The organism is Pseudoalteromonas sp. BZK2, assembly GCF_014349195.1.
GTDB lineage: Bacteria > Pseudomonadota > Gammaproteobacteria > Enterobacterales > Alteromonadaceae > Pseudoalteromonas > Pseudoalteromonas simplex.
The window spans coordinates 1-24,793 of sequence record NZ_JACSOG010000033.1; the positions used below are offsets into that span (position 1 = coordinate 1).

At 41.6% G+C, this 24,793-nt stretch carries 20 protein-coding genes; 13 read left to right on the forward strand and 7 right to left on the reverse strand.

Annotated elements, in window-relative coordinates; translation table 11 throughout:
* The first annotated feature begins 150 nt into the window (after positions 1-150).
* The gene (locus tag BIZ38_RS17180) at positions 151-1,029 is read left to right on the forward strand and encodes a DMT family transporter (RefSeq protein WP_138598955.1); all 879 of its coding nucleotides are present in this window, start codon (positions 151-153) and stop codon (positions 1,027-1,029) included.
* 40 nt (positions 1,030-1,069) lie between these two features.
* Here BIZ38_RS17180 and BIZ38_RS17185 read toward each other — a convergent pair whose 3' ends face one another.
* The gene (locus BIZ38_RS17185) at positions 1,070-1,387 is read right to left on the reverse strand and encodes a DMT family transporter (RefSeq protein WP_054554646.1); all 318 of its coding nucleotides are present in this window, start codon (positions 1,385-1,387) and stop codon (positions 1,070-1,072) included.
* A complete protein-coding gene (locus BIZ38_RS17190; RefSeq protein ID WP_166341431.1) occupies positions 1,387-2,919 on the reverse strand; it encodes a carbon-nitrogen hydrolase family protein in 1,533 nt (510 codons plus the stop codon). Before BIZ38_RS17190 ends, BIZ38_RS17185 begins: the two co-directional genes overlap by 1 nt.
* Before the next feature lie 244 nt (positions 2,920-3,163).
* On the opposite strand from BIZ38_RS17190, the gene BIZ38_RS17195 reads away from it, so the two are divergent.
* Positions 3,164-4,255 (forward strand): GGDEF domain-containing protein, encoded by a 1,092-nt coding sequence (locus BIZ38_RS17195; protein ID WP_187490841.1) that lies wholly within the window; start codon positions 3,164-3,166, stop codon positions 4,253-4,255.
* Here BIZ38_RS17195 and BIZ38_RS17200 read toward each other — a convergent pair.
* Positions 4,252-6,534: a penicillin acylase family protein gene (locus tag BIZ38_RS17200; protein WP_138598951.1), complete on the reverse strand. Its 2,283-nt coding sequence runs from the start codon at positions 6,532-6,534 to the stop codon at positions 4,252-4,254. The genes BIZ38_RS17195 and BIZ38_RS17200 overlap by 4 nt on opposite strands.
* A 178-nt stretch (positions 6,535-6,712) precedes the next feature.
* On the opposite strand from BIZ38_RS17200, the gene BIZ38_RS17205 reads away from it, so the two are divergent.
* From BIZ38_RS17205 to folX, 6 genes are all read left to right on the forward strand, one after another.
* On the forward strand, positions 6,713-10,078 hold the full coding sequence (locus BIZ38_RS17205; RefSeq protein WP_187490842.1) for an ATP-binding protein: 3,366 nt from the start codon (positions 6,713-6,715) through the stop codon (positions 10,076-10,078).
* Positions 10,079-10,092: 14 nt separating this feature from the next.
* Positions 10,093-10,719, forward strand: a complete 627-nt coding sequence (locus BIZ38_RS17210; protein WP_187490843.1) for a YceH family protein — start codon at positions 10,093-10,095, stop codon at positions 10,717-10,719.
* Between the two features lie 67 nt (positions 10,720-10,786).
* Positions 10,787-11,623 (forward strand): ammonia-dependent NAD(+) synthetase, encoded by an 837-nt coding sequence (gene nadE / locus BIZ38_RS17215; protein ID WP_054554640.1) that lies wholly within the window; start codon positions 10,787-10,789, stop codon positions 11,621-11,623.
* Between the two features lie 246 nt (positions 11,624-11,869).
* Positions 11,870-12,589 carry a dihydromonapterin reductase gene (folM, locus tag BIZ38_RS17220; RefSeq protein WP_187490844.1) on the forward strand — a complete coding sequence of 240 codons (720 nt, stop codon included), beginning with the start codon at positions 11,870-11,872 and terminating at the stop codon, positions 12,587-12,589.
* A gap of 18 nt (positions 12,590-12,607) precedes the next feature.
* Positions 12,608-13,162, forward strand: coding sequence for a GTP cyclohydrolase I FolE (gene folE, locus BIZ38_RS17225; RefSeq protein ID WP_054554638.1), 555 nt, complete (start codon positions 12,608-12,610; stop codon positions 13,160-13,162).
* Positions 13,163-13,164: 2 nt separating this feature from the next.
* Positions 13,165-13,524, forward strand: coding sequence for a dihydroneopterin triphosphate 2'-epimerase (gene folX, locus BIZ38_RS17230; protein WP_054554637.1), 360 nt, complete (start codon positions 13,165-13,167; stop codon positions 13,522-13,524).
* Here folX and BIZ38_RS17235 read toward each other — a convergent pair.
* Positions 13,521-13,955 (reverse strand): YqaA family protein, encoded by a 435-nt coding sequence (locus tag BIZ38_RS17235; protein WP_187490845.1) that lies wholly within the window; start codon positions 13,953-13,955, stop codon positions 13,521-13,523. The two genes, folX and BIZ38_RS17235, sit on opposite strands and share 4 nt — an antisense overlap.
* Before the next feature lie 57 nt (positions 13,956-14,012).
* Entirely contained in the window at positions 14,013-14,384 is a 372-nt protein-coding gene (locus BIZ38_RS17240; RefSeq protein ID WP_054554635.1) for a DUF4870 domain-containing protein, read from the reverse strand.
* A 205-nt stretch (positions 14,385-14,589) separates the two neighbouring features.
* On the opposite strand from BIZ38_RS17240, the gene BIZ38_RS17245 reads away from it, so the two are divergent.
* The 4 genes from BIZ38_RS17245 to BIZ38_RS17260 are packed head-to-tail and all read left to right on the forward strand — an operon-like array spanning position 14,590 to position 18,264.
* Entirely contained in the window at positions 14,590-15,291 is a 702-nt protein-coding gene (locus BIZ38_RS17245; protein WP_187490846.1) for a spondin domain-containing protein, read from the forward strand.
* Positions 15,292-15,300: 9 nt separating this feature from the next.
* Positions 15,301-16,005: a spondin domain-containing protein gene (locus tag BIZ38_RS17250; RefSeq protein WP_187490847.1), complete on the forward strand. Its 705-nt coding sequence runs from the start codon at positions 15,301-15,303 to the stop codon at positions 16,003-16,005.
* Between the two features lie 58 nt (positions 16,006-16,063).
* Positions 16,064-16,789, forward strand: coding sequence for a response regulator transcription factor (locus BIZ38_RS17255; RefSeq protein WP_138618792.1), 726 nt, complete (start codon positions 16,064-16,066; stop codon positions 16,787-16,789).
* Positions 16,789-18,264, forward strand: coding sequence for a sensor histidine kinase (locus BIZ38_RS17260; protein ID WP_187490848.1), 1,476 nt, complete (start codon positions 16,789-16,791; stop codon positions 18,262-18,264). Before BIZ38_RS17255 ends, BIZ38_RS17260 begins: the two co-directional genes overlap by 1 nt.
* 21 nt (positions 18,265-18,285) lie before the next feature.
* Here the strand turns inward: BIZ38_RS17260 and BIZ38_RS17265 are convergent, their stop codons facing one another.
* A complete protein-coding gene (locus tag BIZ38_RS17265) occupies positions 18,286-20,469 on the reverse strand; it encodes a S9 family peptidase (RefSeq protein WP_187490849.1) in 2,184 nt (727 codons plus the stop codon).
* Positions 20,470-20,599: 130 nt separating this feature from the next.
* Positions 20,600-23,998, reverse strand: a complete 3,399-nt coding sequence (locus tag BIZ38_RS17270) for a S8 family serine peptidase (RefSeq protein ID WP_187490850.1) — start codon at positions 23,996-23,998, stop codon at positions 20,600-20,602.
* Positions 23,999-24,242: 244 nt separating this feature from the next.
* On the opposite strand from BIZ38_RS17270, the gene BIZ38_RS17275 reads away from it, so the two are divergent.
* The gene (locus BIZ38_RS17275; RefSeq protein ID WP_054554628.1) at positions 24,243-24,713 is read left to right on the forward strand and encodes a DUF2721 domain-containing protein; all 471 of its coding nucleotides are present in this window, start codon (positions 24,243-24,245) and stop codon (positions 24,711-24,713) included.
* Positions 24,714-24,793 lie beyond the last annotated feature (80 nt).

The window sequence follows — 24,793 nt, forward strand, 5'->3', positions numbered from 1 at the left end:
TAAAAGCGATTTATACTGCGTTATTGATTTTAACAATAGAACCACTATTATTTGCAATCAATGCCTTGCCTAAATCGCTTTTAATTCCAACTGAAACTCACATCTTGAGGTGGCTTGGGTATAAATACTCCTCATTAATTTATTTTCAATATGACTTGGATTTTCTTAACTATTTTTGCGGCATTTATGCAGTCGTGGCGCAACGCTTTGCAAAGCAAACTCAGTGCAACAGTGAGTGTTGCCGGGGTTACGCTTGCTCGCTTTATCGTTGCCAGCCCAATTGCTGCCCTGTATTTATTTGCACTTTATCAATATCAAGACGCCGCACTTCCTGACTTTAATCTGGCTTTTATTGGCTACATTGTTGGCGCCAGTATCGTCCAAATTGTTGCCACAGGTTTAATGGTAAAGCTGTTTAAAATGAATAACTTTGCAGTCGGTGCAGGGCTTGCTAAAAGTGAAGCGCTAATGGCGGCCATTTTAGGTGTCATGTTCTTTGGCTCAGCACTGTCGTTACTGGGCTGGGTTGGCGTATTTATTGGTGCAATTGCGGTACTGCTATTAAGTGGCATCGCGAATGTTAAACACTTTAATTTGGGCACCGCACTGCTTGGGCTTGCTTGCGGCACTTCTTTTGCTCTCTCTTCATCATGGATCCGTGAAGCAAGTTTAAGTTCAGGGCTGACTTTTCCGCACTCTGCAGCTTGGGTGTTAGTGCTGATAATCAGTTTACAAACACTGATGCTATGCGTGTATATTGCATTCAAAGAGCGCGATACTTTTAAGAAAATGTGGCAACACAAAGGCACCACGACCGCTGTTAGTATTTGTAGCTGTTTAGGTTCTATTGGTTGGTTTAGCGCCATGAGCTTGCAGCATGTTGCTTATGTAAAAACACTGGGGCAGATAGAAGTATTTTTTACCATTATGGTATCGATTCTTTGGTTAAAACAGCCGTTAAAACGCCAAGACACGGCGGGGCTTGTGTTAATTGCACTGGCTGCCATTCTTGTAATGCTACCCAATTAGGCTTATTCCTAGTCATTAAAAAAGCGGCTATGCCGCTTTTTTAATGACTAATCTTTAGGGTTATTACACCACTAATTATCAACAGTACTCCGGCAATGCGGCCAAAAGTGGCGGCATCCCCATAAAATAAAATACCAACCAAGAAAGTGCCAGCAGCACCAATACCTGTCCATACTGCATAGGATGTCCCCATCGGTATATCCTTTTGCGCCAACCACAACATAAAGCCACTAGCGACCATAAAGGCGACGGCTATTGCAATGCCTAACCAGCGACTGTCTGCCTGTTGAGACATCTTAAGGCCTACAGGCCAGCCAATTTCTAACAGACCTGCGACAATTAAATACAACCACGCCATTATTGATCTCGCTTTTTCAAAATTACATCATATAAATCTTCACGGCGGTCTTTTAAGTTTCTTACCGTACCTTCACTGTGAAGGATTTTCAGTTTATCCATATCTAAATCACTGAATAACAACATTTCGGTATTCGGTGTTGCTTCATTCAAGGTTGCATCATGCGGGAACGAAAAGTCAGAAGGGGTAAGCACTGCTGATTGCGAATACTGTACGTCTAAGCTTTCTACTTCAGGTAAGTTCCCAACCGAGCCTGCAATCACAACATAACATTCATTTTCGATTGCACGTGCTTGCGCACAATGGCGTACACGTAAGTAACTATTTTTTGTATCTGTCCAAAATGGCACAAACAAAATATCTAACCCTTGTTTAGCGAGAATACGCGACAATTCAGGAAACTCTACATCGTAACAAATTTGAATACCGACACGACCCGCATCGGTTTCAAATACAGCAATTTTATCACCGCCTTGGATCACCCAGTCATTTTGCTCGTGAGGGGTAATATGAATTTTACGCTGCTCATCAATTTTACCGCTACGGTGGCATAAATAGCTAACATTATAAATCTTGTCGTCTTCAGCTAGTGGCATAGAACCGGTGATAATATTGGCATTATATTCAACCGCCATGCGTGACATCGCATCACGGAAGGTTTCTGTGTATTCGGCCAAATAGCGAATCGCTTCCGTTTGATTACTTTGCTCGGTAAGACCCATTAACGGGGCATTGAAAAACTCCGGAAACAGAATAAAGTCACTTTTATAATCTGATACTGTATCAACAAAATACTCCACCTGCTTGAGCAGCTCTTCAACAGACTCAACACAGCGCATTTGCCATTGTACAGCACCGACACGGACAATTGATTTAGTCGACTCAAGTACCGTATCTGTCGGCTCAAACATAATGTTATTCCACTCTAGTAAAGTGGCATAACCAACTGACTCCTGATCTTCAGGAAGGTATTTTTTAAGTAAACGTTTAACTTGGAAATCATTAGATAGCTGAAAGCTTAAAATCGGATCATACAGCTCTTTGTGGTCAACTTTTTCGATGTACTCCATCGGAGACATCTCTGCACTGTGATTGTAATAGCGCGGAATACGTCCACCCGCTAAAATAGCGCGCAAGTTATACTGACGGCACAGCTCTTTACGCGCATCGTATAAGCGACGACCCAGTCGCATCCCTCGGTGAGTTGATGAAATCACCACATCTAAACCATAAAGTGCATCACCTTCAGGATCACTAAATACACGGTCGTGACCATCAACAATATCTTCGTAGGTATGTGGGTTAGAAAAGCGCGCGTAATCAACCTGTACACTCAAGGCGATGCCTACTAAAACACCATCGTCAACAATGCCTATTTGCCCTTCCGGAAACTGGTCTATTAGCCTAAAAATAGTATGGCTTGGCCAAGCACCTCCAAGCCCTGGGTAAGCTTGATCCATGAGGGTCTTTATTTGTGGGTACTGTTCTTTAGTTAGATTACAAATCTCTAAATGCGTTTTTTCCGCCGGCATAACTACTCCTTTTTAGGCACGAAAATATTATCAAGGCAAACGGCAAGCCGATATCAATGATGGTTTGATTAGAGTGGCATTAATTCACAGTCCTGCCAAGCTTAAAGCTTAGCAAAAACGAAGTGAACTGGTGTTTAACCCCGATTAAATTAAATGAATTAAAGAAACAGAAATCTCTTTAATTCTTCACAGCCTAAATTTTAATCTATACTAGTTTTTACACCTAGCTGTCTAAGAGGTCCGGTTGCTAAAACATCTCTTAAAACAACCTAAGCAATCAGAGTTACAAGAAATAGAGCATGTTAAGTTTCTTATTATTTTGAAGATTGCTTACTTTGCACTCGCAGTCCACGTTGTGCTAATTCCCGTTTTCGCTCACATTGGTGCAGTTACTTTGGCAATAGTAAATGTTCTAAGTGTGTGTGCATGGGCTGGGGGAATTTTTCTAATCAAACAAGGTTTAACCTCCTTAGCTCTTCGTGTGTTTTGTCTTGAAGTTGTTATTCACTCAACCATTGTTTGTGCAATGCTTGGCTTAGATGCAGGATTTCAATTTTATCTATGGACTGTGTCTTGCCTGTTAATGATCGACTATCAACTAACTCTAAAGCGAGCTTCTTTGTATAGCGTGTTAATGATCATTGCTTTTGCATTGTTGTATGTGTTTTTTTCAAATACAAACTACCCTTTTGCTTACTCTGAACTGCTCCCCCATATTAAAATAATTAATATAATTATTGCTGGCTTACCTATGATTTATGGCATGGGTTTAATTAGAGAGATTACTCTTTCACAACGACTAGAGTTAACGGAAATGGCAGCCCGGGATCCTCTTACAAAACTTTTCAATCGCCGCTTTGCTAAAAGGCTAATTATGAATGCACGCAAAAATTGCATAAATAATAACAGCCCTCTTTGCATGGCCATGGCAGACATCGATCAGTTTAAAAGAATCAATGATAATTACGGGCATGATAAAGGTGATACTATTTTAGTGAATATTTCACGACTCATCAGTGAATTCATGAGCGAGGATGATATTGCAGTTCGTTGGGGCGGAGAAGAGTTTTTACTAATACTTACTCAATCTAATGAACGCCAAGCCTTTGCAAAAATTGAAGCTTTGCGTACAAAAATAGCAGCATTGGAAGCTCACCCTGACTGTCCGGATTTAAAAGTAACTATGAGCTTTGGTTTAATTGAATGGCAACCCCTTACTCCCATAGAAAAAATGCTGCAGTATGCAGATTCAGCGCTGTATGAGAGCAAGCACTCTGGCCGTAATAAGACCACGATAGTGCATGCTCAAAGTACATTTTTTGAAAATGAAGATTAATTAATTGCCTCAATAGTAATGCTATGTGCAATCTCTTGCGGCAATAATGGCGTTAAACCATTACTGACATAATCGTTAAACCCGGCACGATAAAATTCTGACAATGGATGCCCAGATTGCCCACCCGGAATAGCCATAATCGCTTTATCTAAATGCCCTGGTTGAACAATAAAGCGCTGCGAAGCACCAAAACTACGCCCTTGTACTGAAGGCATAAAGGTATCACCAAACCCAGGCGCCGTAGGCATATTCAATAAGCTTTTAAGTACCGGTATTTGCTTGGCAAATGGGTGCTCAATCACTAACTCGTTGACCTTACCCCACTCCCAGCTGTGCGGGTTGTTACCGTACTGCTCGGTTAGTTTAGTGATAACGCGATCAAATGCAGCTAGCATTTGCTGATTCCAGTTTGCATACTCTGGGTTTAACCATGCTTCAGGCTGCGCTTCGATAAGTTGCCAAACAGCAGGCTCTAAGTCTCGTTTTACTGGTTTTAAGCTGCTGTCGAGGGCTTTTAGCTTATTCTCTAATGGACTAAATAAACCATTAATTACTTCACTGCGGTAACGCTTTACTAAGGTATAACCAATTGAATCGCTACAAGCACACGCCTGCCAATTATTTAGCTCTTTTAAATACAGCGCATATTTATCGCCTGCGTTGCTGAGCTGTTTGACCAGCAGTTTATGCCAAGCTGTTAAGAATCGAGCTTCATTATCATGTTGTAAGTCATAAAAATCTTGTTCGTTGAACTGTTGCTTTTCAAATAATCGATCGCGAATTTGTGCCGAGCGAGCCCCCATGGCATAAGCACCATTACCAAAGCGCTGGTCATCCTCTGCGGAAACAACGCGTGAGTTGCCCGTCCATAATCGGCCACTGTCTGGGTTTTTAACAAATGGACGCAGCGTTTCGTTTTCATGCCACGCTGCAGGATACGCTTGCTCAGCCACCGCTAATTGATGGGGCTCTTTACGGGCTGGAACGGCTCCCATATTCTTCCAAGCGGCGTTCCCTTGATCATCAACAACCATTAAATTTTGGACAGGAATACCCACCTCAGCCGCAAGCGCTAGTGCATCATCAACCGTACTTGCTTGCTCAAGCTTAAGTAATTCCATATCAACCGCATACTCATGGTGAGCAACCCAACTTAGTGCGTATGGTTTGCCATTAATTTCTTTTACTGGGCCATATTCACTCATGGTTAAAGCATAATTTTCAATGCTGCCGTCATTGAGTAAGATGGGTTCATCTATCTGCCACGTTTTCTCTTTACTCTCAAGGGCTATCCAATCGGCTGTATCTAAATAACCATTGGTGAACCCCCACGCTATTTTATTATTGGTACCAACTACAATTGCTGGAGCGCCAGGTAGTGACACACCGGTGATTTGCTGCATTTCACCATTAAGTGGGTAATTAAGCTGGGCACGGTACCAAATGATTGGTACTGCAAATGATAAGTGCATATCGTCTGACAACATTGCAGCACCAGTTTCAGTTAACTGCCCAGTAACTGCCCAGTTATTACTACCAAGCTCCTTGCGCTCTGCAATCTCAGTCATAGCCCATTGAGCGTCTTTGAGATTTGGAATACCGCCGTTATAAGGTGCTAATAGGCTGTTATCGAGCGCCGCTTGATAAAGGCTAGGCTGAGTAATAAAGTCGACCATCGCCTTACCGTATAGATCTTCGATTTCGATCAGTGTTTTGTCGCGTTCAAAGGTAGCCGTTTGCAAATCTAAATACATACTAAAAATGATTAGTAAGCTGTCTTCACTTTGCCAAGGTTTTGCTTCAGCGCCAGTCAGTAAATATTCAAAACTATCGAAACCTACTTGCGCATGACCCTCATTAACCCCATTCGCGTAAGCTTTTAATAGCGCTTTATCTTTTGCTGGTAACTGCGCAACAGCAATCTGACTACGTTTGCGTAACTGATGAAAACGCATTTTTTTATCAAGCCCAACAGCAGCTTTACCAAATAATTCACTAAGCTCACCTGCGGCATTACGGCGCAGTAAATCCATTTGAAAGAATCGGTCCTGACCATGCGCAAAACCAAGAGCATAGGCTACATCTAAACGGTTTTCGGCATGAATAACAGCCTGCCCTAAAGTGTCTCGTTCAATCTTCACTGATTGCGAAATAGCGTCGCTTTTACCCCGGCCATCAAGAGCCGGTAAACTTAGATTTAATACACCATAAACAAGCCCTGTTGCGAGTAACACCACAACGAACAAACCTATTAATAACCATTTGATTATCTTGAACATGCCATTTACCCTTGCGCTAAAGTAACACTGTATTAACCTGCTATATTAACCTGAGTTTTGTGAAAAAATAGTGTTGCTATCCAAATATTTAAATTTAGTTTTCTTGATTAGCTGATGATTGTTAATTGCCTCAGAAATTGTCTATAGTAGGGAAATAGTTTAGAAATCAATCTTTCTCATGCCATTAGCAACTGAAACCGATAATAAAAAACTGCAAAAACTAAAGTTAGCCTTTTGGTTTTCACTTGCGCTAGTTATTGTAATTGGCTTAATCATCGATCAATTAAACTATAGCCGAGAAAAAGATGCATTCCGTGCTCAGGAGATTGCGCGAGTTAGCGCTTACCGTGCAAAGTTAGAGGCGACTCTAATCTCTAATATTCAACTTGTTCGCGGCCTTGCCGTCGCAGTTGCTGCTGAGCCAAATTTAAATCAAAGCCGCTTTTCTCAAATTGCCACGCCATTATTCGAAACCTCTTCAGAATTAAGAAATATCGGCGCTGCACCAAACATGATCATTCAGATGACTTACCCACTAAAAGGAAATGAGAAATCAATTGGTCTCAATTTTCTAGAAAACGCCGCGCAGCGAGACGATGCAATTAAGGCGCGCGATGAAAACAAAATTGTCATGGCAGGTCCCTTAGAACTAGTACAAGGCGGTCAAGCCTTAATAGCTCGCATGCCTATTTTTACACCACCAGAACAGCACTTTTGGGGATTACTTTCTGTCGTACTCGATATTGATAAAGTTTATAACAATTCGGGGCTTCTAGCTTTAAATAAGCACTACGACATAGCGTTACAGGGTCGCAACGGGTTAGGTGCTGAGGGGGAATTTTTCTACGGAAATAGCGCTATTTTAAATGACACACCACTTAATTTTGGCATTAATTTCCCTGGCGGGAATTGGCGTATGTATGCTGTTCCGAAAGCAGGTTGGCATCCACCAAAATCAGCCATTTGGCCGTTACGTATCGCCATAATTATCGTATGTATATTATTTGCGGGTGCTTGTGTGTTCTTTTTAAAAATGCTCGAGCGCCAATACAAAAGCGAGCGAATGCTCGAAACAATGAGTAGCCTAGCAAAAGTAGGTGCGTGGTCATTTAATCTCGAGACCAAAGCTGTTTATTGGTCAGATATGACTAAACAAATCTTTAAGTTGCCACTCAATAAACAACCACAATGGCCAACCAATCTCGACTATTTTAAACCCGGTTACAGCCGTGACAAAATTCGCCACTTAATCGAAAAAGCGATAAAAGAAGGTGAAAGCTTTGAAACTCAAGTGCAAATAATTACTGTATCAGGCGAAGCTATCTGGGTTTTAGCGCATGGCGAATCTGAATATAAGAATGGCCGCTGTATCAAACTATTTGGGTCATTACAAAACATAGATGCTCGCAAACGCGTTGAGCTTGAAAACAATAAAATTGCCTTGCACAACGAAATACTTGCCTCATTAACTGTTCACGAAGCCGTCTTAACGGGTAATTTAAACTTATCTAAGCATGTAATTGTAAAAGCGATATGCCAAGCACTAGAGGTTGATCGAGCAAGCATTTGGTTATTTAGCGAAGACCGACAAACGCTTAACTCGTTTGCTAGTCATGATCAAAATCAATCGCGTTTTAGTCGGGCAGTGTCGTTACAGCAAATAGAACACCCTAACTATTTTGATGCCATTAACAATAACGCCGTTATAAATGCGAGTGATGCATATCACCACCCGTTTACCAAGGAGTTAGCTAGCAATTATTTTGATCGCGCTGATATTCGCTCCATGCTTACTGCAATCATTCCGACTGGAAGTAAAAGTATGGGGGTGGTGTGCGCAGAGAACAGCGCATCAAGACGACATTGGAGTAAAAACGAGGAAAGCTTTTTAATTGCAGTTGCGGCACTTATTGGTAGCTTACATGCAAGCCAACAGCGTATAGAAACTGAACATCAGCTAGTTCAAGCGAAAAATGCAGCAGAACAAGCAGTAAAAATAAAAGGTGAATTTTTAGCAAGTATGAGCCATGAAATCCGCACCCCGATGAATGGGGTTATTGGCATGCTTAATATCATTAAACAAACAAAATTAGATAAACAACAAAGCCATCACCTTGAATTGGCACAGTCATCAGCAGAGTCATTACTGCATATTATCAATGATATTTTAGACTTTTCAAAAATTGAAGCTGGTAAGCTCGATATCGAAAACGTGAGTTTTAATATATCTAAACTTCTAGGCGATACCATTGAATCATTTGCTATAAAAGCAGAGCAAAACAATACCAAACTATTACTAGATGCAACTCATATCAAACGTGAATTTATCATAAGCGACCCAAATCGTATTAGGCAAATCATCAATAACCTAATAGGTAATGCAGTTAAATTCACAAAAGACGGTGAGATAGTCGTGATAGCCAAACTTGAAACTGCTGATAACGAGTTATATCTGAATTGCTCTGTTGTTGATAATGGCTTAGGCATAAAACCAGAAAAACAAGCAACTCTTTTTGATTCTTTTACTCAAGCTGATGCTTCAACTACCCGGCAATATGGCGGCACAGGCCTTGGTCTTGCCATTGTTAAACAGCTTTGTACTCTAATGGGCGGCGATGTAAATGTTGTCAGTTCTTATGGAGAAGGCAGCACGTTCAATTTCTCAATTAAAGTAAAATTTGACTACCAAAAGCAGCTGCATGAGCCAAGTCACTTAATTGATAAAAAACGCATTTTAATTGCTGACAACTGCAAGCTCAGTAGCAGCATTACTAAAAAACAATTGCAATTATGGGGAGCAAAAGTTGAAGTTATTGGCAATATGCCAAGCTTAATTAACCGTGCAGCCCACTCTCAAGAGCCACCTTGCGATGCAGTTTTTATAGATTACCAACTTTATATGCAAGCAGAACAATCAGAGCAACGAGCGTACCAAAAATATTATAATAACAATGCATGTAAATGTATTTTAATGGCACCTATGAGCCTAACTGAAGAGCAATCTAAACAAACTTTAGAAGCGCAAAGTATTATATTTAAACCTTTAACCCCTTCAGACTTATTTAACTCTTTGGCTAACGAAAAGTACATTGAACAACAACAAGTAAATAAAGAACAAAGCATCGCTAAAATTTCCATACCAGCTTCGAGTACATCATCTCGCGTCTTATTAGTCGAAGACAATAAAGTTAACCAAGTGGTTGCTGGCGCCTTACTCAAACAAGCAGGTATTAGTTTTGACATTGCTGAAAATGGTCTTGAGGCAATAACAAAACTAGCAAATAATGAGGATGCCCCTTACGAACTAGTGCTAATGGACTGCCAAATGCCAGAAATGGACGGCTATCAAGCAACAAAGGCAATAAGATTAGGAAAAGCTGGCGAAGCACATCAGAAAGTCAATATTGTTGCACTAACTGCCAATGCAATGCAGGGTGACAAAGAACGCTGTTTAGATGCTGGCATGGATGATTATTTAACAAAACCCCTTAACTTTGACTCATTAAATAAAAAATTAGCAATTTGGCTAAGTGCAGCACATTAAAGAGAAATAAAATCATGCAATTATCATCGATACAACAACGCGTTATTGGCTGTTTACTCGAAAAGCAAAGTACAACACCCGAACATTATCCGTTATCTTTAAACTCCCTCACTAATGCATGTAATCAAAAATCTAACCGTGAACCGGTACTGTCTCTCACTGAGGCGCAAGTACAAGATACACTCGATGAGCTTATTGCATCACGCTTAGTAACTCTTGATGAAGGGTTGTCAGGGCGGGTTAATAAATATGCTCACCGCTTTTGTAATACCGAATTTGGCAGTTTGCAATTTACTGAGCAGCAACGCGCCATTATTTGTTTACTGCTGCTACGCGGCCCACAAACACCGGGAGAGCTAAGAACGCGCAGCAACCGACTAGCTGAGTTTAGCAATGTCAATGAAGTTGAAGCCGCATTAAATACACTCATTGAGCAAGAACATGTTGCACGCTTAGCACGAGAGCCAGGCAAACGAGAGAGCCGCTATATGCACTTATTTGTTGGCCCAGACAGCATCACTGAGGATATGGCTGCTAGTGAGCCGATGCAGGATAACAACAGTGAAGTGCAACAATTACTGAGCGAAATCGAAGACCTTAAGCAGCAAGTCAACGAAATAAAAGCGCATTTAGGTCTTTAATAAAAACCGCGCCCATAACATAATGTAAAAAACGCTGACAACCACAACGAAAAATAGGAGCTCTACCATGCGTGCCGACATTCTGGCGGAAATGAAAGTCCAACCAACTATTGATGTAAAAGCGGAAATTACCCGTCGCGTTAACTTTCTTAAAAGCCGACTTACTGCTGCGCACTCTCGCTCACTTGTATTAGGGATCAGTGGCGGTGTTGACTCATCAACCTGTGGCCGCTTATGCCAATTAGCGGTTGATGAATTAAACCAAGAACTCAACACCAACAAATATCAATTTATTGCAGTTCGCTTACCTTATGGTGTTCAAGCAGATGAAGATGAAGCACAAATGGCTGTTGATTTTATTAAGCCAAGCAAGCGTATGACGGTTAACATTAAAGCGGCTGTCGATGGCATGCATGAACAAGCAATGGCCGCGGTTGTTGGTGGTGGTGCTGAATTACCAGAGCAAGCTAAAATTGACTTTATCAAAGGCAATGTGAAGGCACGCCAGCGCATGGTTGCGCAGTATGAAATTGCTGGTTTCTGCCAAGGCTTAGTGGTTGGTACCGATCACAGTGCTGAAAACATCACGGGTTTTTACACCAAGTTTGGTGACGGTGCATGTGATTTAGCGCCGTTATTTGGTTTATCAAAGCGTCAAGTTCGTGCACTTGCTGAGCACTTGGGAGCGCCAGCAGTACTGGTAAATAAAGCCCCGACGGCCGATTTAGAGTGTGATCGCCCTGGTCTGACTGACGAAGAAGCGCTAGGCCTCACTTACGATCAAATTGATGATTTCTTAGAAGGTAAAGACGTCAGCAATGAAGTCGAAGAAAAGCTAACAGCAATTTACTTACGTACTCAACATAAACGCCAAGCAATCCCAACCGTTTACGACGAGCTTTAAGGGTAGTTTAAACATTGCGAGGGCAATAATAATTGCCCTTTTCTACTCCTCCCGCACCCCTTAGCAATATTCAGAACCTTCAATCACTGATTATCAGCTTCACAAAATGATCTGGAGCATCATGCCTGACGTAAAAGTTAGCAACATGATTGCAGTAAAGATGAAATAGTTCTGTAATTTGGTTTATAGTTGTTACAGTAAATACATTATATTTCAAATCAAAAATCTAAGGTTTTATATTAGTTTATGTCATCGCCCATTTTAATTACTGGCGCAGGCCAACGTATTGGACTCGCTCTGGCCGAGCACTTTTTAGCGCAAGGGCAAGAAATCATAGTCACTTACCGTACCCGCCATGAAGCAATTGATGTGCTTGCAGGCAAAGGCGCTATTTGCATCCATGCTGATTTTAATAGTGACCAAGCTATCGGGCATTTTATCGAAGAATTAAAAACCCATACCAACCAGCTCAAGGCAATTATCCATAATGCGTCTAGCTGGGATTGCGAAGCAAATAATCACGATTACGCTGACCTATTTGATAACATGATGCGTATTCATGCCAAAGCGCCCTATTTAATTAATTTAGCAGCTTCTGATTTGTTACTGCATTATCAGCAAAACAGTGGTACAGCCGCAGATATTATTCATTTAACTGACTATGTTGTTGAAAAAGGCAGTCCTAAGCACCTTGCTTATGCAGCAAGTAAAGCGGCGCTTGATAATTTAACAAAGTCGTTTGCCGCTAAATTTGCACCGGCCATTAAAGTGAATGCTATCGCTCCCTCGCTGATCATTTTTAACGAGCACGATAGTGACGAGTACAAAGCCAAAACATTAAAGAAATCGCTAATGGGCATTGAGCCCGGCTGCGCCGAGATTATTAACAGCGTAGAACTAATACTAAGCAGCCAATACATCACAGGTCGTTCTATGCCTGTTGATGGTGGCAGACATTTAAAATAACGAATTACTGAGAAAGCTATGCACGATGATTTAAAAAACAGTTACCAACAAATAATTACTGCGGTAGGTGAAGATCCTGCTCGTGAAGGATTACTCGACACACCAAAGCGCGCTGCAAAAGCAATGGAGTACCTGACTAAAGGTTATCGTCAAACATTAGACGAGATCACCAACAATGCGGTATTCACCTCAGACGCCGATGATATGGTTTTAATCCAAGACATTGAGCTTTACTCTATGTGTGAACATCACTTATTACCGTTTGTTGGCCGCTGTCATATTGCTTATATTCCTAACGGCAAAGTACTTGGTTTATCGAAGTTTGCGCGAATTGTTGATATGTATGCGCGTCGTTTTCAAATTCAAGAACAATTAACTCATCAAATTGCTAAAGCGGTTGAAGAAGTAACTGGTGCGAAAGGTGTTGGCGTAATCGTTGAAGCAAAACACATGTGTATGATGATGCGCGGCGTTGAAAAGCAAAACTCAAGCATGCGTACATCGGTTATGTTAGGTAACTTCAGAGCCGATCCAAAAACCCGTAACGAGTTTTTACAACTAGTTAGAGGGTAATGATGGCCAACGCAATTATTAATGTTACTAACCTCAGGCTACGAACCTTTATAGGTTTTAACCCTGAGGAACGTGAGAAAAAGCAAGATGTAGTGATTAATTTAGAAATTCACTACCCCGCTGATCAAGCTTGTGAAACTGACGCAGTCGATAAAGCGCTAAACTACAAGACTATTACTAAAGAAGTGATCAGCCTTGTCGAAGAAGGCCACTTTTTGCTGTTAGAAAAATTGGTTGCTGAAATTTTAGCAATTTGCCACCAGCATCAAAGTGTTCACTATGCCAAAGTGCGCGTTGATAAACCGCACGCGCTGCGTTTTGCCGACTCAGTATCACTGACCCTTGATTGGCAAAAAAGTTAAAATAACTTTTCTAGCCCTACTGCAAAGGCAAGCACAGCTAAATAACGTGCGCCTTTGCCTAGGGTCACGAGTAACAAAAAGATTGAAAACTTAACCCTAAAAATTCCGCCAACAACCGTTAACGGGTCGCCGACAATAGGCAGCCAAGCAAACAGCAAACTGTAAATACCGTACTTATTAAATTGCTGTTCGGCTTTGTCTATCGACTTTTGTGAAACGGGAAACCATTTACGGTCATTAAATCGCATGACTTGCGTGCCCAGCCAATAATTAACACAGCTCCCAAGCACATTGCCCACGGTTGCACTTAACCATAATAGCCAAATTAAATAGTCACCACTGGCTATCATAGCGGTCATAACTAATTCTGAAGAGCTAGGTAATAGGGTAGCTGCAATAAATGCGCTGAAAAATAACGATAAGTAGGCCATAAACATCACATAAAAAAGCTCAGCAAATGGCTGAGCTTTTAGTATATGGCAATTAGTTTACTTTATAAATTCTATTGCCATTGGATATTTAACTTCTTTACCATCGTTGGCTTTAATCGCCGATACTACCACCATAATCAATGAGAATAGCGCAACCAATGGCAGCAAAATGACACCAACGACAACAAACATCAGCATAAAGCAGACAATGTAAGCAATCATCATGGTTAATTGAAAGTTTAATGACTTGCGACCATGCTCAGCAACGAGCGGCATTTCTTCTTTTTTTACAAGCCAAACAATCAAAGGCCCAATCACTGATCCAAACGGAAAAAGTAAACCAGCTAAGGCACTTAAGTGACAAAACATTGCCCAAGTGCGCTGGTCTTTATCTGCCACAATTATTTCAACTTTTTGATTATCATCCATTTTAAATTCCTTGTTATGGGTCTATTTGTCTCTTTACTATAAACCTTAATAGCATTTTACCCTAGCTAAATTGATTAAAATTAAAACTCTCAACCAGCAAAAAAGGCTATAATCAATGCTGTGATAAAAATGTGATAACTTCGTGAAGGTTTTTGGATATTGCTATTCGATACTGATTTTGAATCATCAAAAACAGGAATCTCACATGAAAGCTTTACCATTAACTTTGTTCGCTGCATGCGCAGTAACTAGCCTTGCAAGCCAAGCAGCTGAGCTTGATATAAAACTGACTAACCTCACGCAAGGTTTACACTTTACCCCTATTCTCATTACGGCTCACAACAGTGACAGTAAACTCTTTAGCGTTGCTATGCCTGCTTCTACAGCACTACAGACAATGGCTGAGGGTGGTAATCTCGAGCCATTAATGAGTGAAGCCACAGCTACAAACAGTGACATGGTTGCCAACCCAGCTGAAGGCCTATTGGCGCCAGCAAGCTCAACGATGGCGAGCTTATCTACCAGCGATGGCAATAATTACTTATCGCTCACAGCCATGCTGCTGCCTACCAATGATGGCTTTGTGGGTTTAGATAGTTGGATGATCCCAACAGAAGCTGGCACCTACACTGTTTATCTCAATGCCTATGATGCAGGCACCGAAGCTAATGATGAGCTTGTTGTTGAGGGTTCAGGCATGCCGGGCACGCCAGGTATTCCAGCCGCACCGGGTGGCAATGCAGGAATGAATGGCAGCGGCGTCACCAGCAGCGAAACAAATATGATGGTGCATATTCATCCGGGTAATTTAGGTGACGACGATTTAGAGGCAGGTATGAGTGACCTTGATAACACCGTGCACAGATGGCTAAACCCAGTTGCGTTGCTAACAGTTACGGTTAAATAGGAGGTTATCATGCGCTTTTCAAAAAGCTTAATTATCCTCGCATTAAGTGCCGGCCTTGCGGCCTGTGGGGATTCAGATAATAACGAGGTGGAAGTAACAGATCCTGTAACGCCCGCTATGAGCTATGAATTTACCGTACATGTTACAAACTTAACCAATGCCCAACCTTTATCACCGATTGCAGCCATTGCTCACACTGAGGGTATGCTTTGGCAAATAGGCGAACCAGCCTCAGCTGCCCTCGAATTAATGGCTGAAGGAGGAGATAACAGTGAATTATTAGCGGCTGATTTTAATATGAATTCAAGCTCAGCTGAAAGCCCACTTCTTCCTGGTGAGCAAGTCACTTTAATGCTGAGTACTGAGCAGCTTGATGAATTAAAAATCAGCTTAGCGACCATGTTGGTGAATACAAATGACGCGTTTACCGGTCTTAATGCTATAGACGTGTCTTCGTTAGCGGTAAATGAGTCACTGTCACGTACTAGTTTTGCCTATGATGCAGGCACCGAAGCTAACTCTGAAGCAGCTGGGACAATCCCCGGCCCTGCTGATTCTGGCGAAGGTTACAACGAAATGCGTGACGATATTAACCGTGTTGCAATGCACCCAGGTGTGGTCAGCCAAAATGATGGCCTGACAAACTCAGTGCTCACCAGTCAGCATAAGTTTGATAACCCAGTTGCTCGGTTCACCATAACGCGGACGCAATAATAATCGCACTCCTTACACCGAGGTTATAAGGATGTGCCTCTGTGATTTGGAGTGAGCAATGCGCCAAGAAAAGTTATTAATCGTCGAAGATGATAGAGCAATACGCCAACTTATCAGCACACAATTACACTGCCTAAACCTACATATTGATGAAGCTTCGAGCGCTGAAGCTGCAATAAAGAAGCTTGCCAGCTCAAGTTACGGCTTGGTGCTACTCGATATCAATCTACCACAAATGGATGGCTTGAGCTTATGCCGCAAAATTAAAGAGCACTACCCAAGCATTGCCGTTATTTTACTAACTGCACTCAGTAGCGATATGGACAGAGTGATCGGTCTGGAAATGGGCGCTGATGATTACATTTGCAAGCCGTTCTTCGCCAGAGAGTTACAAGCACGAATAAAAACACAATTACGGCATAGGTCGCAACTTATGGCAGCCCAATCACATCATGAAGATAGCGCTCAAGCAGTCATTCAACTCGGTGAACTCCATATTGAATTTGCCAGCCACCAAGCATTTTTAGCTGACCAAGCAATTAACTTAACCGCCACCGAATTCGATTTACTAGTCTATTTTGCTAAACACCCAAACCATGTTTTTAGCCGCCAACAGTTACTAGACCAAGTGTGGGGTTACCAACACAGCGGCTACGAGCATACGGTTAATTCCCATATAAACCGTTTACGCAGTAAATTTGAGCAGCATCACCCTACAACCTTTATCGAAACAGTCTGGGGCGTAGGCTATAAATTAAACCCTAGCCAATTGAGTGTAAACTAATGAAATCAATGACGCTTTATCAAAAATTGGCTTGGTCATTGGTGCTTATTTTTAGCCTGTTGTGTGCACTGGTTTTAAATTGGAGTAAGCAGCTAGAGCAAAGCTCTGTACACCATGCTCAGCAAAACTTGCACCTTCAATTAGCCGAACATTTAGTGCATGATAACCCACTGATCCAGCAAGGTGTGTATGACTATAAGGCACTAGAAAACTTATTTCACACGCTGATGATACTTGGTCCGGCTTTTGAGTTTTATTTTGTAGACCCAGAAGGTCATTTACTGACATATTCAGCCAAACCGGGGCAAGTCGTAAGGCAACAAATAAACTTAAGCCCAATACAGCAGCTACTCGACAACCCCACTGCCACGCCAATTTATGGTGACGACCCGCGTAGCAACGATGGCGTAAAAATATTTTCGACCGCGCCAGTTTATAATCAGCAACAACTGCAAGGCTATTTGTACGTGATAATTGGCGGGCAAGCTTACGATACAACCCTTAAAAACATTAAAGCCAATGATAACCTTTGGCTTGCCGCAATGTGGTTTATAGCCGCCTTAGTTGCGCTATTTATTGCGATGTTGCTGTTATTTCGTTTTTTCACCTTACCGCTCAAAAAACTCAATAAAGAGCTTAATAAAATAGAAGCGGCTAACTACAGCCTAACCAAAATGTCATTGGACTCTAGCTACACTGCTGATGATGAAATTGGCAATTTAAGCAAAGGCGTCAATGCCATGCTCGCACGTATTGATGAGCAGTTTCAGTCATTACAGCAAGCCGATAAACAACGCCGTGAGTTACTTACGCATTTATCACATGATTTACGTACGCCGCTATCTTCACTGCACGGCTTTCTTGAGGTGATCAATAAACCGGATAGCCACTTAAACGAACCTGAGCAACGTCATTACCTCAACCTTGCAATGGATAACTGCCAGCAATTAAAACATCTGATCGAACAAATTTTTGAACTTGCTAATTTAGAGTGCGGCCAAGTAAAAATTCAATCAGAGACCTTTAATTTAGGCGAGTTGATTTATGATTGCGTGGCAAAGCTTGCACTCACAGCACAATCCGCAGGAATTTCACTCAGGGTTATCCCAGAAATTTGCGACTTTACCGTGACGACAGACATTGCAAAATTAGAGCGGGTACTAACAAACTTAATTGAGAATGCTATTCGACACACCCCAAGTGGCGGTGAAATTGCCGTCAAGGTTAGCCAACAAAGTGATCAGTTATACGTGGCAGTATCTGATACTGGGGTTGGTATTCATGAGGATGAACTCAATGCTATTTTTGAACCTCATTATCAGGCCCGTAATAGCATAAAACGAGGCTCAACAGGCTTAGGACTGGCTATTTGCAAGCAATTGCTCACCCTAATGGATAGTGAAATAAACGTCAGCAGTACCTTGGGAAAAGGCAGTGAGTTTCGTTTTAATTTAGCAATGCAGGCACCCGCTTAATCACGGATGCCTGCGTTGTTATTATTTTTCGATACCCGCTAAATCTAGCATAAATGCATAATATAAAGCGGTGTCTTGTAAGCTCTTAAAGCGCCCAGAAGCACCGCCATGACCTGCTTCCATGTCAGTTTTAAAAAGCAATAGGTTATCATCGGTTTTATATTCACGCAGCTTAGCAACCCATTTTGCTGGCTCAAAATACTGAACTTGAGAGTCATGCAAGCCGGTGGTGACTAACATATTTGGGTAAGCCTGCTTCTTAACTTTGTCGTACGGCGAATACGACAGCATATAATCGTAATAGACTTTATCGTTCGGGTTACCCCATTCGTCATACTCATTCGTTGTTAGTGGTAAGCTGGCATCTAGCATAGTCGTGACCACATCAACAAAAGGCACTGCCGCAATCACTCCTTTATAAAGTTCAGGCGCTTGATTTACAACAGCCCCCATTAGTAAGCCACCCGCACTGCCACCCATGGCAAAAATATTATCTTTATCTGCATATTTTTGAGCTGCCAATGATTTAGTCACATCAACAAAGTCATTAAAGGTGTTTTGTTTATGAAGTAACTTGCCGTCTTCGTACCAAGGGCGACCCAACATCTGCGAGCCACGGATATGTGCAATTGCAAATACAAAACCACGATCGAGTAAGCTTAATCGTGAACTAGAAAAGCTTGGATCCATGGTCGCACCATACGAACCATAGCCATATTGCATAAGCGGATTAGAGCCATCTTTTTTAAACTTATCTTTTCGATAAACAAGGCTCACTGGAACATCAACACCATCTCGCGCAGTTACATATATGCGTTCAGATGTGTAATTGCTCGGGTTGAAATCACCCAATACTGTACGCTGTTTAAGCAGTGTTTTTTCGCCACTTTCGAGGTTGATATCGTAGCTACTGCCTGGGGTTGTCATACTTGAATAGTAAACACGTAAATTAGGGTTATCTAACTCACTATTACCATAGCTAAAAACCATATACGTTGGATCATTAAACGCAACTATTTGCTCTTGTTGGTTGCGAAGGTCACGAATAGTGATACGGGTTTGCCCCATTTCACGTTCTTCATAAACCAAGTGATTGTTAAATAACTCAATACCCTCAAATTTAACCTTATCGCGACCAGCAATAACCGTTTGCCAATTGGTTTTATCATGAGCCTTATCGCGGTGCACTTTCATCAGTTGGAAGTTAACCGCATTTAAATTGGTAACGATGTAATACCAATCACCTAATTTTTGAATATCATATTCAAGCCCAGCTTCACGTTCAATAAAACGTTTTGGCATTGCTTTGACATCATTAGCATCAATAACCGAGACACCCGACGCACTAGTGCTGCCATGACTAATATAGATTTCTTGTTGATCTTTACTCTTGTAAATACCGGTGTAGTAACTGGTGTTTTTCTCTTCGTAAACGAGTTCGTCGTCGGCTTGCGGGGTGCCTAGCGTATGGCGATATACTTGGTAGCCTAACAGCGTTTGTAGGTCTTTTTTGATGTAGTAAAAGGTTTTGTTGTCATTAGCCCACACGACATCACCTTCCGTGCCTTCAAGGCTCTCTGTGAGCATTTTACCTGTGGTTAAATCTTTAACTTTAATTGTGTAAATGCGACGGCTAACTGTATCTTCACCGTAAGCAAGTAAATTGCCATTTGGACTCACAGCTAAACCGGTGACAGCAAAGTAATCATGATTTTTAGCAAGCTCATTTACATTTAAAATAACTTGCTTACCCTCTCCTTGACTATCTTGGCTACGCACATAAACCGGATATTCATCATCACCACGCGTTTGTGAGAAATAATAATAATCCCCTTTTTTTGTCGGTACGGTATCGTCATCCTTTTCAATACGTCCTTTAAGCTCTTCGAAAAGGGTGTTTTGTAGCGTTTGAGTATGTGCCAATTTGCTTTCAACATACGCATTTTCAGCATTTAAATGAGCAATAACAGCGGCATCTTTGCGCTCATCATCACGCATCCAGTAGTAGTTATCGATACGTGTGTCACCATGAATGGTCATTTCATGAGGTATTTTTTTAGCAACGGGAGCTGCTATTTGAATCGACTCAGTTGCACCCGATTGTTTTATTGTATCTTTTTCATTTGAGTCATCAGGAGCTTTATTACAGGCAGTTAAAATAGCTAAAGAGAGTGCCGCGAGACAAAGTGAGTGGCCAACTTTCATAGGGATCCTAAATTAATTTTTATTATTAAGTCCCTAATATAAGTAATTAACCGTGAATTTATAAGTAGCCTTTGTGAAGCAATGTAAAAAGGGAGCCGAAGCTCCCTTTTATCACTTATTTTTCAAATAATTACTTTTGCTTACGACGACGCATGAATGCGAACGGTGCAGCAAGTAATGTTAACCACGCTAGTGAACCTGAAGAAGATTTTTTCTTCGGTTCTTCAACTACAACTGGTTGCTCAGACGCTTCATCTGCTAGGTTGTTAACTGTAACAGTTACCATCGCAGACTCTGAAACATTACCTGATCTGTCAGTTGCAACAACTTCTAGTTCAATTGATGTTAAACCAGCGTCATAATCAAGTACGTCTTGATTCATAACTACAACATCACCTGAAGATGTTACTGAAATAGCTGTTGAACTTGAGCTAATTACAATGAACTCTGTAACAGGACTTGCTAAATCAGCACCATAAGTTGCTTCTAGCGTACCAATTACCGTACCGTTTTCAGTGTTTTCATCAACAGAGAACTCAGTATCAACAACAACTGGTGGAGTATTCGAGTCTGATTCAGGTGTTGCAGCATACGCTTTAGAACCCGAGTCTGAAAGAATCATGAAGTCTTCACCTGCATTGTATAAAGTAGCTGAAGCACCTGGTTCAATTGAGCTAACAGCTTCACCAGCTTCATCTACAAACATTGCATATACATCACTTGATGCATCTGTGAATGTGTAAGTACCCATTGCAACATCACCTTCTTCAGTTGCAATTGGTGTCCATGTTTCTTCTTCTGTACGGAAACGAACATCTACAGTTGCTCGACCAATGTCATCGGCTGTTAGGCCAAATGCTTCAATACAGCTTTGCATTGTGAGGTGGTTGTTACCGATAATTTGGTAATAATTATCTAAGAAACCAGAAGCACTACCATAGCCGTGAGTAAAGGTAATTGCAGTGCCCGGCTCAACATCGTAGAACCACTCTAACTTACCATTTTGTACTGTAACATCGTAAACACCATCTTGGTCCATATCGAAGTCAGCCATGAAACCACCCACGTAAGAGTGAGTAATTCCCTCGTTTAGCACTAATGTAGTAAGTGTTACATAACCGCTTTCACAAATTTCAGCTGATACAGCAAATGTTTCGATTGATGCGCCTACTAAGTCAAAACGTTGGTCTTCATCAATATCATCAGTCATTACTGTAGGAGCAAATACAGGATCAAGTGCTACCGCACCTGTGTTTGTTACTTCATGTGCAACGCCGTTATCAGTCACAACTGGCATGAAGCTCATTGCCGCATTTGCTTTTGGTAATACGTGATAAACAAGGTGGAATGCTTCATCGCTGCCATCAGAGAAAATTAGCGCACCATCAAGCTCTAGGTTAGTTAAGTCAGCCGTAGCATCTTGAGAACCAATATTTTCCTCAGTTAAAGTCCACTCAGGTAAAGTTGCAGGATCAATCGTCGCTGTCACGTCAAATGACATTGTTTGACCTGCTGGCACTGTAATTGACTCTGGGTAGTCAAGTGAGAATGAACCACGCTCAACATCATCTGCATAACGCTGCTCAAGAGAAAGTGTATACACTTGATCTTCGTTAGAGAAGTTCTTAACTTGAACTGTTTTAGTAAGCTCAACGGTTTCTGATGCGTTTACTAAACCAAACGAAAGAGCAGCTTGTTTAGTATCTGCAGCCCATGCAGCAACTGGTAAGTTAGCCGCTTTGTTTACATCAACAAGACCCGCACCGATATAACTAATTGGTGCAAGCTCAGCGTCTGGGTTAATCGCTAACGGCTCCATAGTTACATTTAGGTTTGCCGTGTTCATTAACGTCGCTTTAATTTCAAACGCGTTACGCTCTGGCAGCGCTTCTTTTAATAAGCTCACCGCACCAGCAGTAATTGGGCCCGAGAATGAAGTACCTGTTGCGCCAGTAAGACCATCACCAAGACCAGGATGAGCAGTCATGATGTTTACACCTGGTGCTGTAATCTCTGGTTTTAACAGCCCGCCCATTGAAGGACCACGCGATGTGAAATCAGCAATCGCGCCAGACATAACAAGACGCTCAACTGTTAGGTTAAACGTACCGCCCGCTTTTAGAGCTGTACCAGCTGCAAACGTTACGCCTACAGAAGGGATAGTAACAGTTGGATCTGAACCGCCCATAGGTGCTGGCGTGCCATCGTCATTATTGTTTGCAATAATAACAAACTCTGCGCCTTTAGCTTGTGCTGCTAATACTTTAACTGTAAATGCACATGCACCACGGTCGATGATAACGCCTTTACCTGTAAAATCTACGTCGTCAGCAAACGCTTCACAAGCCGTTTGATTTGCATCTGGGTACACAAGTTCCAAGTTTTCATTAGTGTAGCTAAATGCCATCTGTGGACCAAAGCTGGCTGGCTGCACAACAGCTTCTTCACCATTAACTGTACCACTACCAACTGATTCTTCACCGGTAGGGTGAGTCATCGCCCCCACTGAAAGAGCGTTTTCAGTTGTACTTGGGCCACCAACGATGAATGGATAAGCACCATCATTACCAGCAGAGATAACAACGTTTGTACCAAGTTTAACTGCTTGGTTGATGAATAGGCCAACTGCATCGTTTGCAATATCACCGTAATCGCCACCAAGAGACATATTTACAACATCAACACGGTCGCTCATATCACCGTCACCATTCGGATCCATTGCACTTTCAAGAGCTAAAAGTTGTGCAAGGCCTGGACAGCCACTATTACATACAGAGTAAACAAATAAATCTACGTTTGGTGCAATACCGTTAACAGAGTGAGAAACGTGTGTACCGTGGTTTGTATCTACATCAATAGGATCGGCATCATCATTAATGTAATCATAACCACCTAATACTTTACCTTGTGGCCAATCAACTGACGCAGGATCAGCAATAGCTGCCGCATAGGCTTCATCAGTCCCCGCACCACCAAAAGCGGTATGAGTGTAGTCAATACCTGTATCAAGCACAGCAACGCGAACACCTTCACCTGTTGCTAAACCATTAGATACTAAAGGAGTTGCTTCAATATAGTCAGCGCTGTCAGCAACATGCAATTCATAATCGTATACTGGGTAAATACCTTCTACTTGAGAGTTCGATAGTAACTTAGCAACATCTTGCTTATTACCATTGACTACGATTGAGCTTACTAGTGTTGATGTTTTAGCGACAACTTGTACAGGCAAGTCCATACTGTTGATTGCTTGCTCTACGCTTGCTTGCGCTACTTTTGCTTGCGCTTGAATTGACGCTACATCCGCGCCCATTGTTTTAGCATTAACTGATGCTGGAGCATTTAACTTAATTAACCAGCTTGTAGCTTCGCGATGAGCTTTTTGTTCTTTTTTAGTTACCGCGCTCGATTGAATTAATTTTTTGCCTGCAAGATTATATTTAGAAAAGTCATTGGCTTGTGCACTAGCGCACATTGCACTGGTTACAGCCAAAGCAACTGCAGTTCTTTTTATTAGATTTTTAGACATGGGTTCCCCTGGGATATGTTATGTTATCGTCTAAATAGTGATTGAAACAAAGTTTCAGAACCAATATAAAACGGAAACCCTAGCAAGAACAACATTTCTGTTACATAAGAATTACATTCAGCCAAAACAAAGAACACCGTTCTTGCGTAATACATTGTTTTAAAATGCTTTAAAGATGCAAGCTAGAGTTGTAAACATTTGTAAATGAACATTATGTTGAGTTTTATTAAATAGAGTACTTTCAATGAATTCAGAAGTTATCAACATTCTTACCATGGCAAAAGTAATTCAAACGGCTGTTGCACCCGTCTTTTTAATTACCGGTATTGCAGCAACATTAGGCGTGCTTTCCAACCGCTTGGCGCGTATTACCGATCGAGCTCGGCAGTTAGAACGCAAGCTTAAAGTCAGTACCGATGAAGACTTCAATAAGTCATTAACAACGGAGCTAAGGGCACTGTTGAAACGCTCTCGCTGCATCCATATTGCATTTAGTCTAAGTGTACTCAGTGCCTTATTAGTATGTGCTGTGGTTATGTGTCTATTTTTATCGCATATTCAATCTATCAACTTGAGCGTGACAATTGCTAGCTGCTTTGTGGCTGCTATGGCGCTTTTGATATGTGGATTTTTATCTTTACTATGCGAGGTTTTCTTAGCAACAAGAAGCATGCGCCGCGGCATGATCTTCGCTGATATTGATATAAATGATTAAATTAAACTTAAGTTAAGATTAACCGCGATACACTTGAATATTATATTGAGCTAAGATAAAACTCAGTTAGTTTACTTTTA